Below are 13,020 nucleotides of genomic sequence, written 5' to 3'. Positions count from 1 at the left end.
TTCCGGCTCGCCTCATGGGCGGGCAAGCTCGGTGCGCCCCTTCATATTTCAGGGCATTCATGAATCATTCAAGGATAGCGTAAATTGTCGCGTGCGGATGGCTGCTTGAAAACGCGAATGGCGGCCGGCAGTTCTGTTCTTGTCAGGGTTGCCCTACAAACAGAGAGGCCTCGGCTGATGGTCGGAAACATCTTTTCACACCACACTCAGCCCTGCTGCAAACCGGAAAATGCCAAAAGGTTTATGTTGTTTGGCTTGTTGGTGTGTTTTTAATATCCATCAGGAAATATTGATCGTGCTTCCCGGATGGTCTTTGGCCGGGCAATGCGCGCCTACTGACTTTGTCCATACGCGAATTGCTTGATCGTGTTCCCCCCGAACACAGTACGCACAGGCCTCTGCGTCGCTTGCCCGACGGCCGCTTTCTGGCCGACTGGTTCGGATGTGCGCTGTCGTCCGTTTTCCAGCCCATCGTCCGTGCCAGCGATGGGCATGTCGTCGCTCATGAGGCCTTTATCCGCAGTCTTGATGGAGGTGAGCCGGAGCTCTCGCCCTGGTCCCTGTTTTCTGCAACCGCGGATGATGAGCACCTGTTTGCGCTCGACTGGCTGTGCCAGACCATCCATCCCTTGAATGCGTTTGGCGCAGGAGGCGATCGGCTGCTGTTTCTCAACGTGAATGGCCGTCTGTTGTCGGCGGTGGACAAGGATCCCGGACAGGCTTTCCGCAAGCTTGTCGAGGCGCTTGGCCTGCAACCCGAGCGGATTGTCATTGAAACCCCGCTTGAAGCCAGCTTGCAGCCCTGTCTGCTGGCCTTTGTGCTGCGCAATTATCGTGCAAACGGCTTTCAGGTCGCGGTAAACGTCGATTCCCTGGCGCAATGGCAGCGGATTTCATCTGCCGCATGGACCCAGTTCGTCAAGATCGACGCACGCAAGCTGGCCGTCAGTGGTGACGGAGCCGTCGGTGATTTCAACTGGCTTGAGGTCTTGCGCGAGAAGGCGACCATTGTCATCACGCATCTCGAAACGCCCTTCGAAGCGGCCGACCCCGCGGGTATCTGGCTGCAGGGAAATGCCTACGGCAAGCCCGTTCCGCGTCCGCTATCTCTCGTCGGCTAAAACCTTGCCGTGCTGCGGCGGCCGAATTGGGAAGTGCGGGTTTGATGCTCTTTTTGGCTTCTGGCAGAATGAAAACTGCTCTTGGCCTCTTTTCTGTCCGGCTATTTCCCCATTCCGTTTTTCTTTAAGAAAGACAGGCTGCTTATTTCGCTGAACTCCTTGACCCGTCATTGGCTGGGGGCGCTGGTTTCTGTGCTTCCCGGAATTGGCTGGCTATTTGCTGCAGCCTTGATTCCGGGCGTTCTGGCTGGTTCTATTCTCTTTTACGACCTCTACCAGATACAGCGCAGCCAGTTGGAGCAAGGCGCCTTGCAGACGGCCCGGGCCCTTTCCATGGCCGTCGATAACGATCTGGCAGGAATCAACGGCAAGCTCCAGATTCTCGCGACGACGCCATCCCTGCAGGCGGGGGAACTACAGGTGTTTTATGCCCGGGCCCGGGAGGTATTGACCACGGAAAGTGTGGGGGAGGCCATTGTCCTGACGGATGCAACGGGCCAGCAGATCATCAATACCTTGCTCCCCTTCGGTACTCCGTTGCCCATGACGGGGCATCCCGACATGGTCCACCGGACTGTCAAGACCGGCCGGCCGGGAATTTCCGATCTCTACCTCGGTGGGGTGGCGAGGCGTCCGTTCGTTGCCGTGGAGGTGCCGGTCTGGTCGGACGGCAAGGTGGCTCATGTGCTCGATATGGGTATTTCGGCCGAGCGACTCAATCGTCTGCTGGTGGAGCAGGACCTGCCGGAGGGCTGGGTCGCGGCCTTGCTGGACTCCCAGGGAACGATTGTGGCGCGCAGTCATCATGCCCCCAGTTCGGTCGGGAAAAAGGCGACGCCGGATCTGCTGGCACAAATGAAAATGCACGCCGAAGGGACGATGGCCAGCCGTACGCTGGAAGGCGTTCCTTCGTTTGTTGCCTTCACCCGCTCACATTTCTCCCAGTGGACCGTCGTGATCGGGATGCCGCGCCATGTGCTGTATGGCAGTTTTCATCGTCCGCTGATGCTGGCTGCGCTGACCATGATGGCTTTTCTGCTGGGGGGCGCGATTCTCGCCGTGACCCTTGGGCGGCATATCCGGGAGGCATTGGAGAACCTCCGGGCGGCTGCCGAGGCGGCGACCCGCGGCGATCTGAATGCGCAGGCGCCCCTGTCGGGGCCGCGCGAGATCGCCTGCCTGGCGCAGCAGTTCAACCGCATGCAGGCGGCCCGCAAGCACGCCGAGGCGCAACTGCGTTTGTCTGCCAGCGTTTTTAGTGCTGCCGCCGAAGGCATCATCATTGCCGACCGGGAGGCGCGGATCATCAATGTGAATCAGGCTTTTACCGAACTCACAGGCTATCTGCACGAGGAGGTCATTGGCAAGAATCCGCGTTTTCTGAAGTCCGGCAAGCAGGCTCCGGATTTCTACCAGGCCATGTTCCAGTCCCTGGAAAGCACCGGTCGCTGGCAGGGTAAATTGTGGAATCGTCGCAAGGATGGTGCGCTGTTTGCGGTTTATATGACCATCAGCGTGGTGAGGGACGACTCCGGGGCGGTTGCCCATTATGTAGCCCTGTTTTCGGATATCACCGATGTTCATCGCCGGCAGGAAGACGTTGCTTCCCTCGTCATGCAGCGAACCGCCGAGCTGGCGGCGGCCAAGCTCGAAGCGGAGCGCGCCAACAATGCCAAGTCGCGCTTCCTGGCGGCGGCGAGCCATGACCTGCGCCAGCCCCTCGCCGCGTTATCCCTGTATGTGGCGTCGCTGGAGAGCCGGCTGGCGGAGTCCGACCCCCGCCTGCTGGCCGATATGCGCTATTGCGTCGGCAGCCTGAATGAAATGCTCTCCGATCTGCTCGACCTCTCGAAGCTCGATGCCGGCGTGGTGGCGCCCAATATCAGTGATTTCTCTCTAGAGGCGTCGATTGCCAAGGTTGTTTCCGCCCATGCGCCAGCTGCCAAGTTGAATGGACTCGCATTCCGCTACCGGGATTGCGATGTGATCGGGCGCACCGATCGGGTCCTGTTCCAGCGCATCCTTGGCAATCTGGTCTCCAATGCCATCCGTTATACCGAGAAGGGCGGCGTGCTGATCGGTTGCCGGCGTCGGCAGGGACGCATGTGGGTGGAGGTGTGGGATACCGGGATGGGGATTCCGGCCGACAAGACCGGGGAGATCTTCGAGGAGTTCAAGCAACTGGGCAATCCGGAGCGCAACATGGCGAAGGGCACCGGGCTTGGTCTGGCCATCGTGGCCCGCATGGCGGAATTGTTGAATCTGCAGATCAGTGTGCGCTCCCGACCGGGCAAGGGCTCGGTGTTTGCGGTGGAACTTCCTCTCGGGGCACACCTTGAGCGCCCGGCGTTTCCCCGCGCTACGCTGCGGCCGTTGCGGATCGTGCTGGTGGAGGACAACGCCTATGTGGCGGCGGCGCTTTCCCGCGCGCTGGCCAGCGTGGGGCACCAGGTGCTGACTGCGTCGTCGCGCTCGGGTGTGCACCCCCGTCTCGACGGAGTGGCGCCGGACCTGGTGATATCGGACTACCGCCTGGTCGGTGAAGAAACCGGCCTCGACGTCATTGCATCGTTTCGGACGTGTTTTGGCAGCAGCCTGCCGGCGATCATCATTACCGGCGATATGGATCCTGATGTGATGCGCCGGATCGCGGAACAAGGCATTGGCGTGCAGCACAAACCACTCGATCTCGATGCCTTGCTGACCTGCATCGAGGAACTGGCCGGGCAATCGGCGGCATGATGTGAAGCGGGGGACCCTGAGTCCAGGGCCCCCCGCTTCATGGCACGTCAGCGAGCGATGTTCAGTTGCTCTCGTTGACCGTCATGGCGACACCGGCGCCATGCGCCTGCTGGTCGGCCCAGTAGCTGGAGCGGACCATCGGGCCGCAGGCGGCGTTTTTGAAGCCCATCTTGAGCGCTTCGGTTTCGAACATCTTGAAGGTGTCCGGATGCACGTAGCGCAGCACCGGCAGGTGGCCGCCGGAAGGTTGCAGGTACTGGCCGATGGTAAGCATCTCGACGTTGTGGGCACGCATGTCGCGCATCACTTCGAGGATTTCGTCATCGGTTTCGCCAAGGCCGACCATCAGGCCCGACTTGGTGGAAACGTCCGGGTGACGCGCCTTGAACTGCTTGAGGAGTTCCAGCGAGTAGGCGTAGTCGGCCCCCGGGCGAGCCTGCTTGTAGAGGCGCGGCACGGTTTCCAGGTTGTGGTTCATGACGTCCGGCGCGGCCTGGTCGAAGATGTCGAGGGCGATGTCCATGCGGCCGCGGAAGTCGGGCACCAGCACTTCGATGCTGGTCTTCGGCGAGGCTTCGCGGGTGGCCTTGATGCACTGCACGAAGTGATCGGCACCGCCGTCGCGCAGATCGTCCCGGTCGACGCTGGTGATCACCACGTAGTTGAGGCGCATCGCCGCGATGGTCTTGGCCAGATTGGCGGGCTCATCGACATTGAGTGGTTCGGGGCGGCCGTGGCCGACGTCGCAGAAGGGGCAGCGGCGGGTGCAGATGTCACCCATGATCATGAAGGTGGCCGTGCCCTTGCCGAAGCATTCGTGGATGTTGGGGCACGAGGCTTCTTCGCAGACGGTGTGCAGCTTGTGCTCGCGCAGGGTGTCCTTGATCTCGTTGAAGCGTTCGGCTTCGATGCCGGCACCCAGCTTGATGCGGATCCACTCGGGCTTCTTGAGGCGCTCGGCGGGCACGATCTTGATGGGGATGCGGGCGGTTTTCTCGGCACCACGTTGCTTGCGGGCGGGTGAATCCATTGTCTGTTGTCCTTTGGTCAGGCGGTGGGGAGAACTTCGGGGAAGTGCCGCTGGAGGTGGCCGAGAAGCCTTGCGGCGACTTCATCGGGTCCTTCAGTCACACCGAAGTCCTTGAGTTGTATGGTCTTGAGCCCACTATAGCCGCACGGGTTGATCCACGTAAATGGTGTCAAGTCCATATCGACGTTGAGGGACAGTCCGTGGTAGCTGCAGCCGTTTCTGACGCGCAGGCCCAGGGCGGCGACCTTTTCGCCGGCAATGTAGACGCCCGGGGCGCCGTCCTTGCGCTCGGCCTTGAGGCCGAAGTCGGCGATGCAGTCGATCAGGGATTGCTCGAGCAGGGTCACCATCTCGCGCACCTTGAGGTGGCGGCGGTGCAGGTCGAGGAGCAGGTAGGCCACCACCTGGCCGGGGCCGTGGTAGGTGATCTGGCCGCCCCGGTCGATCTTCACCAGCGGAATCTCGGTGGCCTGCAGCAGGTGTTCCGGCTTGCCGGCCTGGCCGAGGGTATACACGGGCGGGTGCTGGACGAGCCACAGCTCGTCCGGCGTGGATGCGTCGCGGATGGTGGTGAATTCCTGCATCGCGCGCCAGGTGGGCTCGTAGGGCACGAGGCCCAGGTGGCGGACGATCACAGGACGACCTTCACCATCGGGTGCGACGACAGCTCGCGGTACAGCGCGTCGAGCTGGGCCTGGGAGGTGGCGGTGAGGGTGCAGGTGATGGCCAGGTAATTGCCCTGGGCGGATGGGCGCATCTGCATGGCGCCGGCATCGAAGTCCGGCGCATGGGTAAGCACCACGTCCAGGATGACCTGGGCGAAATCATCCACCCGCGCCCCCATGATCTTGATCGGGAATTCGCAGGGAAACTCCAGCAGGGTCACGCGCTCTTCTTGGGTCATCCGTTCTTCCTTACAGGCTCTTGAACCACAGGCGAATGGCATCCCACAGGCGGCCGAACCAGCCGGCCTGAGGCACCTCCTCGAGGGCCACGATGGGGTAGTCGCCGACCGGCTTGCCGTCCAGGCTGAGCTGGAGGGTGCCGATGGGCTGGCCTTTGGCCACCGGGGCCAGCAGGGGTTGCTGACTGACCACGTTGGCCTTCAGCTTTTCTGCATCGCCTTTAGGCAGCGAGAGCACGAAATCGTTCAGGAAGCCGGCCTTGACGGTGTTTTCTGCACCCTTCCAGATGCGGAATTCGTTGACGGCCTGGTTGGCGGAATAGACCTTGACCGTGTCGAAGGCCAGGTAGCCCCAGTTCAGCAGTTTCTGGGATTCCTGGGCGCGCACGCTGTCGCTGGTGGTGCCGACCACCACGGAAACCAGGCGCCGCTCGTTGCGCTTGGCGGAGGCGATCAGGCAGTAGCCGGCGCTGTCGGTGTGGCCGGTCTTGATGCCGTCGACGGTGGGGTCAATGAAAAGCAGGCGATTACGGTTGGGCTGCTTGATCTTGTTGTAGGTGTATTCCTTGATGGAATAGATCGGATAGAACTCGGGGAAGTCGCGAATGATGGCGGTGGCCAGGGCGGCCAGGTCACGCACGGAAGCCAGGTGGGACGGGTGGGGCAGACCGGTGGAATTCTCGAAGTGGGTGTTCTTCAGGCCGAGGCGGGTGGCCTCCTTGTTCATCAGCTGGACGAAGTTCTCTTCGGAGCCGGCGATGGCTTCGGCCAGCGCCACGCAGGCGTCGTTACCCGACTGGATGATCATGCCGTGAATCAGTTCCTTCACGGTTACCGGCAGCAGCGGCTGAATGAACATCTTGGAGCCGCTGACCTTCCAGGCCTTTTCCGAGACGGGCACGGTCTGGTCCAGGGAGAGGGTCTTGTTCTTGATTGCCGCGAACGTGAGGTAGGCGGTCATCAGCTTGGTCAGCGAGGCGGGCTCGATGCGCTCGTCCGGCTTTTCAGCAGTCAGTACCTGGCCCGAGCCGACATCGAGGAGCACCCAGGCCCTGGCGGCAACGGTCGGAGGCGTCATCTGGGCGAAGACGAGGGACGGGAGGAGCAATACGAGCAGGATGATGCGACGCAACATGATTTGGGGCAAAAGCGGAAAAAGTGCGATTATAGACACGCAGTCCGCTGCCTGCCGCCTGCGTTTTTTGCCGGGCCACGGAACTTCCCGGGAACTGCCCCGGTCTTTATTGCTGCAATGCAACTGATCCGTCGAAGCCTCTCTCTCGTTCTGGCCTGTCTCGTCCTCATGTGGGCGGGCACGTCCTTTGCCGACGATACCGAGGTCTATGCGTCCGAGCTGGGCGAGTTTGCCCAGTGCTTCGACCAGGCGGCCCAAAGCGGCGTCGATCTCGACAGCCCCGAGCCTCAGGATCCTCCCGTCCTTGTGAGCGCCTCTCTGCCGGCGCCAGCCGTCCAGCCCGAAGTGCGCTCTGCCGGCTTTCGTCCGGCCCTGCAGTCGATTGTAATACCCCCCACCTCACCGCCTCCACGGCGCGCCTGAGCACGTCGCCCGGTCTCGGGTGACCCTTGCTCTTGACGGCTACCAGCCGCTCAATCCGTTCCCTCGAAACGAAAACAGCGTCGTCGAATCGCTGAAGGATATCCATGCTCAGGAAGTCATTTTTGGCCGCCGCCCTCTTATTGGCGGCCTTTCCAGCGCTGTCGGCTCCGGCCGCCGCTGCTCCGTCGTACTCCCTCCAGGCCCTCCGTGATGCGGCGCGGGCCAATCACCCGTCACTCGAAGCCGCCCGGGCGCTGGTCGAGGCCGGTCGTGCCCAGGTCACCAGTGCTGGAGCCTACCCGAATCCGGAAGTGGAGTTCCTCGCCGGCCGGACCCACGCCCGGGTGCCCGGTGCGAGCACCGGTGGTGCTCAGAGCCTGGCCGTCACCCAGCGCATCGACAACCCGTGGCAGCGCGAAGCGCGTCTGGATGCGGCCGGCTTCGGGCTGGATGCCCGCCAGGCCGAGCGTCGGGGTTTCGAGAATGATCTGCTGGCGCGTCTCGAGCAGCGTTTCTTCGAACTCCTGCGTCGTCAGGCCGAAGTGCGTGCCACCAAGGAAGACCTCAGTCTTGCCGAGCAGATCCGCAGCAAGGTGGCGGTCCGCGTGGATACCGGCGAATCGCCCCGTTACGAGCTGATCAAGGCCGATACCGAACTCCTCAATGCCCAGAAGTCGGCCGAGAGTGCCGTGCTGCGGGTAGCCCAGGCCCGTGCCGGGCTGCGTGCGCTGGTGGGGGTCGGTCTGCCGGTCGAATTTGAGGTGGAAGGCTCCCTGACCCGCAGTCCGGTGGTGCCGCCTCTCGATGATCTGCGCGCCGAAGTGCTGGCCCGCAACCCGGATCTGGCGCGCAGCCAGGCTGAAGTGCGGCGTGCCGAACGCCAGCTCGATCTCGAGCGCCTGCGTCGCCACCCGGAACTGGCCCTGAAGGTGGCCGAGGATCGGGACAGCGAGATGCGCAACAGCCGCATCGGTGTGACGCTCAGCGTGCCGATCTGGGATCGTCGTCAGGGCCCGATCGCCGAGGCTGGCGCGCTGCTGGCAAAGAGCCGCAGCGAACAGTCCGCTCAGGAGCTGGCGCTGGTGCAGGCGCTGGAAACGGCTTATCGCCAGTATGAAATTGCCCGCACCCAGGTGATTGCCCTCGAGAACGGCATCCTGCGCGAAGCCGAGGCCGCCCTGAAAGTCGCCGAAGCCGCTTACCGCTTCGGCGAGCGCGGCATCCTCGATTACCTGGATGCCCAGCGCGTCTTCCGCGCCGCCCGCAATGAACTCATCGCCGCCCGCTACGAACTGCAGCTGGCCGTCATCGACATCGAGCGCCTGCGCGCCACCCAATGATCCGGATCGCTCCCATGAAGCTACGACTGACTACCCTGGCCGTGTTGACGGCTGCCCTGGCCCTTGCCGGCTGCAAGGATTCTGCCAAGCCGGCCGCCACCGAGGCGGGCCTCACGACGCTCAGTGAAGGCACTGGCGCCGAACTGAAGGTGGTGCCGCCAGATCCCAACCTGGTCACCGTGCCGGCCGGCTTCGGTGCCGAAATCAAGGTTACGCCCGCTGGCGCCATTCCGGTGTCCGACACCCTGCGGGTGGCCGGCAAGGTGGATTTCGACGAACAGCGGGTTACCCGCATCGGTGCCACGGTGACCGGCCGGGTCATCGAGATCCAGGCGCATCTGGGCCAGCAGGTGAAGGTCGGTGATGCCCTCGCGGTGATCAACAGTACCGAGCTCGGCCAGGCCCAGCTCGCCTACCTGAAGGCCCGCGCCCAGGCCGACTTGCAGGCCCGCAGCGTCGAGCGGGCGCGTCAGCTGTTTGCTGCCGATGTGATCGGCAAGGCCGAGCTGCAGCGTCGCGAGAGCGAGTTGTCGATCGCCTCCGCTGAACAGCGTGGCGCCGCCGACCAGTTGCGGGTGCTCGGCATGTCGTCCGGGGCGATCAGCAAGCTGAGTAATTCCGGCGGTATCAATTCGGTGACCTCGGTGGTGTCGACGATGGCCGGCACGGTGGTGGAGCGTCAGGTGGCCCAGGGCCAGGTGGTGCAGCCGGCTGATGCCCTTTACGTGGTGGCCGATTTGTCCCGCGTGTGGGTGACGGCCGAGGTGCCGGAGCAGCAGGGCGCGCTGGTCAAATCGGGCCAGAACGTGGAGATCGAGGTGCCGGCGCTGGGTTCGCGCCTGACCGGCAAGCTGATTTATGTGGCCGACACGGTCAATCCGGAAAGCCGCACGATCACCGTGCGCAGTGTCGTGGATAACGTCAATCGCCAGCTCAAGCCGGACATGCTCGCCACCATGCTGATTCAGGCCGCGCCGGTCGAGCGCATCGTGCTGCCGGCTCAGGCCGTGGTGCGCGATGGCGATGCCGACAAGGTTTTCGTGGAGGTCGGGCCGAACCAGTTTAGGCTGACGCCGGTGCGCCTTGGGCCGGACATGGACGGCAAGCGGGCCGTGCTGTCCGGCCTCAAGGCCGAGCAGCGCATTCTTGTGTCAGGGGCTTTCCACCTGAACAACGAGCGCAAGCGCAAAGAGCTGGAATAAGGACAGGTCATGATTGAATCCCTTGTCCGTACAGCTTTACAACAGCGTCTGGTGGTCGTGGTGATCGCCGTGGTGTTGCTTGTTTTCGGTATCAACGCGGCGCGCCAGCTGTCTGTGGATGCCTTTCCCGACGTGACCAACGTGCAGGTCCAGATCGCTACCGAGGCAAAGGGCCGCTCCCCCGAAGAGGTCGAGCGCTTTGTCACCGTGCCGCTGGAAATCTCCATGACCGGCCTGCCCGGGCTGGAGGAAATGCGTTCCCTCAACAAGCCCGGCCTGTCGCTGATCACTCTGGTGTTCACCGAAGCTACCGATGTGTACTTCGCTCGCCAACTGGTGATGGAGCGTCTGCTGGAGGTGGGTAGCCGCATGCCGCAGGGTGTGGTGCCGGTCCTCGGGCCGGTGTCCACCGGCCTGGGCGAGGTGTATCAGTACACGCTCGACCATCCGGACGATGGCGATCGCAAGCTCTCCGAAAAGGAGCTGACCGAGCGCCGCATCGCCCAGGACTGGGTGGTGCGCCCGCTGTTGCGCTCGATTCCCGGTGTTGCCGAAATCAACTCCCAGGGCGGCTATTCGCGCCAGTACCAGGTGCTGGTGAATCCGGATCGTCTGCGCCACTATCAGCTCAGCGTGCGTGACGTGTACGAGGCGGTGGCCCGCAACAACGCCAACTCCGGCGGCGGCATCCTCCCTCAGTACTCCGAGCAGTACCTGATTCGCGGCGTAGGCTTGGTGAAGAGCCTGGCCGACATCGGCGCCATCGTGCTCAAGGAGGTCGGTGGTACGCCGGTGTTCGTGCGCGATGTGGCCGAGGTGACTTTCGGCCACGAGGTGCGTCAGGGCGCGGTGGTCAAGAACGGTGTCACCGAGTCGGTGGGCGGCATCGTCATGATGCTGCGCGGCGGCAACGCCAAGGAAGTGGTCAGCCGCATCAAGACGCGGGTGGCCGAAATCAACGACAAGGGCATGCTCCCCGACGGTCTCAAGATCGTGCCCTACTACGACCGCTCCGAACTCGTGGATGCGGCGCTGTGGACGGTGATCAAGGTGCTGCTGGAGGGCATTGCGCTGGTCGTGGTGGTGCTCTTCCTGTTCCTGGGTGACGTGCGTTCCAGCCTCATTGTGGTCGCCACGCTGGTGCTGACGCCGCTGATTACCTTCATGGCGATGAACCATTACGGTATCTCGGCCAACCTGATGTCTCTCGGCGGCCTGGCAATCGCCATCGGCCTGATGGTGGACGGTTCGGTGGTGGTGGTGGAAAACGCCTTCGGCCGCCTGGGTCACGCGACCGAGCGGGGTGAAAGCAAGGCGCGGATCATCTTCGATGCCGTCAAGGAAGTGGCCACGCCGGTGATCTTCGGGGTCGGCATCATCATCCTGGTGTTCCTGCCGCTGATGACCCTGCAGGGCATGGAGGGCAAGATGTTCGCCCCGCTGGCCTACACCATTGCCATCGCGCTGGCGGTATCGCTGTTCCTGTCGCTGACGCTGACGCCAGTGCTGTCGTCCTACCTGCTGAAGGGCGGCGCCGAGCACGACACCTGGCTGATTGCCAAGATCAAGGCGCCCTACCTGAAGATGCTCCACTGGTCGGTGGCCAACAGCCGCAAGACGGTGGTGGGGGGTGTGGCGCTGCTGATCGTCACGCTGGGCTTGTTCCCGCTGCTCGGTACTGCCTTTATCCCCGAGATGAAGGAAGGCTCGATCGTGCCGGGTATCAACCGGGTGCCCAACATCTCGCTGGAGGAGTCCATCAAGATGGAAATGCAGGCCATGAAGCTGGTGATGGAGGTGCCGGGCGTCAAGTCGGCGATCTCCGGCGTCGGCCGTGGCGAATCGCCGGCCGACCCGCAGGGGCAGAACGAGTCGACGCCGATCGTCAGCCTCAAGCCGCGTGACGAGTGGCCGGCCGGGTGGACCCAGGACACCATCGCCGATGCCATGCGCGAGAAGCTCAAGACGCTGCCGGGTGCCCAGGTGGTGATGGCCCAGCCGATTTCCGACCGGGTGGACGAGATGGTCACCGGGGTGCGTTCGGACGTGGCCGTGAAGGTTTTCGGCGACGATCTGGATGTGCTCAAGAACAAGGCCGACGAGATTGCCCGGGTGGCCGCCAGCGTGACCGGTGCTACCGACATCCGTGTCGAGCGGGTGACCGGTCAGCAGTACCTGTCCATCGAGATCGATCGTGCCGCCATCGCCCGCCACGGCCTCAACGTGTCGGACGTGAATGACGTGATCGAGGCGGCCATCGGCGGCAAGCAGGCTACCGAGATCTACGAGGGTGAACGTCGCTTCGCGTCGGTGGTGCGTCTGCCCGAAAGCTATCGGGACAACGTCGAGAAGATCGGCAACATCCTGGTCAATGCGCCTGGCGGCGCCCAGGTGGCGCTGGAAAATCTGGCGATGATCCGGGTGGTCGACGGACCGGCACAGGTTTCCCGCGAACTGGCCAAGCGTCGCGTGGTGGTGGCGATCAACGTCAAGGACCGCGACCTGGGTGGTTTTGTGGCCGAACTGCAGAAGACCGTGGATGCCAAGGTCGAACTGAAGGATGGCTACTATCTCGAGTGGGGCGGCCAGTTCCAGAACCTGCAGCGGGCCATGGGTCACCTGACCATCATTATTCCGGTCACCGTGGCGGCGATCTTCTTCCTGCTGTTCCTGCTCTTCGGTTCGCTCAAGCTGGCCAGCCTGATCATTCTGGTGCTGCCCTTCGCCAGTGTGGGCGGGGTGATCGGCTTGCTGGTCACCGGTGAATATCTGTCGGTGCCGGCCTCGGTGGGTTTCATCGCCCTGTGGGGGATTGCGGTGCTCAACGGGGTGGTGCTGGTGAGTTATATCCGCAGCCTGCGTACCGAGGGCATTCCGCTGGCCGAGGCGGTGGTGAAGGGGGCAACCCTGCGCTTCCGGCCGGTGATGATGACGGCCACCGTGGCCCTGCTGGCCCTGGTGCCCTTCCTGTTTGCCACCGGACCGGGTTCGGAAGTGCAGCGGCCGCTGGCCATCGTGGTCATCGGCGGTTTGATCACTTCGACCCTGCTGACCCTGGTGGTGCTCCCGACGCTGTACAAGTGGTTCGACGATACCCCGTACGAGGCCTGATCCTGACGGGCC

10 protein-coding genes are annotated in these 13,020 nt (G+C 63.2%); 6 read left to right on the top strand and 4 right to left on the bottom strand.

Features of this window, described 5'->3' with window-relative positions:
- Positions 1-407: 407 nt before the first annotated feature.
- Positions 408-1,121, top strand: coding sequence for an EAL domain-containing protein (locus ETQ85_RS05425; protein WP_246128624.1), 714 nt, complete (start codon positions 408-410; stop codon positions 1,119-1,121).
- A gap of 81 nt (positions 1,122-1,202) precedes the next feature.
- Positions 1,203-3,863, top strand: coding sequence for an ATP-binding protein (locus tag ETQ85_RS05420; protein WP_148578040.1), 2,661 nt, complete (start codon positions 1,203-1,205; stop codon positions 3,861-3,863).
- A 61-nt stretch (positions 3,864-3,924) separates the two neighbouring features.
- Here ETQ85_RS05420 and lipA read toward each other — a convergent pair whose 3' ends face one another.
- Genes lipA through ETQ85_RS05400 form a run of 4 tightly spaced genes read right to left on the bottom strand, consistent with a single transcriptional unit; the run spans position 3,925 to position 6,932 of the window.
- Complete coding sequence (gene lipA / locus ETQ85_RS05415) at positions 3,925-4,893, bottom strand: lipoyl synthase (RefSeq protein WP_148578039.1); 969 nt, start codon at positions 4,891-4,893, stop codon at positions 3,925-3,927.
- A 17-nt stretch (positions 4,894-4,910) separates the two neighbouring features.
- Positions 4,911-5,528, bottom strand: a complete 618-nt coding sequence (gene lipB, locus ETQ85_RS05410) for a lipoyl(octanoyl) transferase LipB (protein WP_148578038.1) — start codon at positions 5,526-5,528, stop codon at positions 4,911-4,913.
- Positions 5,525-5,797 carry a YbeD family protein gene (locus ETQ85_RS05405; protein ID WP_148578037.1) on the bottom strand — a complete coding sequence of 91 codons (273 nt, stop codon included), beginning with the start codon at positions 5,795-5,797 and terminating at the stop codon, positions 5,525-5,527. The genes lipB and ETQ85_RS05405 overlap by 4 nt, the downstream gene beginning before the upstream one ends.
- Before the next feature lie 10 nt (positions 5,798-5,807).
- On the bottom strand, positions 5,808-6,932 hold the full coding sequence (locus tag ETQ85_RS05400; protein ID WP_148578036.1) for a D-alanyl-D-alanine carboxypeptidase family protein: 1,125 nt from the start codon (positions 6,930-6,932) through the stop codon (positions 5,808-5,810).
- Positions 6,933-7,049: 117 nt separating this feature from the next.
- On the opposite strand from ETQ85_RS05400, the gene ETQ85_RS05395 reads away from it, so the two are divergent.
- From ETQ85_RS05395 to ETQ85_RS05380, 4 genes are all read left to right on the top strand, one after another.
- Positions 7,050-7,355: a hypothetical protein gene (locus ETQ85_RS05395; RefSeq protein WP_148578035.1), complete on the top strand. Its 306-nt coding sequence runs from the start codon at positions 7,050-7,052 to the stop codon at positions 7,353-7,355.
- 122 nt (positions 7,356-7,477) lie between these two features.
- Complete coding sequence (locus tag ETQ85_RS05390; RefSeq protein ID WP_246128623.1) at positions 7,478-8,695, top strand: TolC family protein; 1,218 nt, start codon at positions 7,478-7,480, stop codon at positions 8,693-8,695.
- A 14-nt stretch (positions 8,696-8,709) separates the two neighbouring features.
- Complete coding sequence (locus ETQ85_RS05385) at positions 8,710-9,897, top strand: efflux RND transporter periplasmic adaptor subunit (RefSeq protein ID WP_148578033.1); 1,188 nt, start codon at positions 8,710-8,712, stop codon at positions 9,895-9,897.
- A gap of 9 nt (positions 9,898-9,906) precedes the next feature.
- Positions 9,907-13,008, top strand: a complete 3,102-nt coding sequence (locus ETQ85_RS05380) for an efflux RND transporter permease subunit (RefSeq protein WP_148578032.1) — start codon at positions 9,907-9,909, stop codon at positions 13,006-13,008.
- The last annotated feature ends 12 nt before the right edge of the window (positions 13,009-13,020 follow it).

This window comes from Zoogloea oleivorans (assembly GCF_008107625.1).
In the GTDB taxonomy this organism is placed as follows: Bacteria; Pseudomonadota; Gammaproteobacteria; order Burkholderiales; family Rhodocyclaceae; genus Zoogloea; species Zoogloea oleivorans.
The sequence above is the reverse complement of the archived record's forward strand: the minus strand, read 5'-3'. Positions and strand labels throughout refer to the sequence as shown.

Bases quoted from the DNA above. Each gene is read 5' to 3' on its own strand.
- lipA (WP_148578039.1), bottom strand. From the start codon at position 4,893: ATGGATTCACCCGCCCGCAAGCAACGTGGTGCCGAGAAAACCGCCCGC.
- ETQ85_RS05405 (WP_148578037.1), bottom strand. From the start codon at position 5,797: ATGACCCAAGAAGAGCGCGTGACCCTGCTGGAGTTTCCCTGCGAATTC.
- ETQ85_RS05400 (WP_148578036.1), bottom strand. From the start codon at position 6,932: ATGTTGCGTCGCATCATCCTGCTCGTATTGCTCCTCCCGTCCCTCGTC.
- ETQ85_RS05395 (WP_148578035.1), top strand. From the start codon at position 7,050: ATGCAACTGATCCGTCGAAGCCTCTCTCTCGTTCTGGCCTGTCTCGTC.
- ETQ85_RS05385 (WP_148578033.1), top strand. From the start codon at position 8,710: ATGAAGCTACGACTGACTACCCTGGCCGTGTTGACGGCTGCCCTGGCC.
- ETQ85_RS05380 (WP_148578032.1), top strand. From the start codon at position 9,907: ATGATTGAATCCCTTGTCCGTACAGCTTTACAACAGCGTCTGGTGGTC.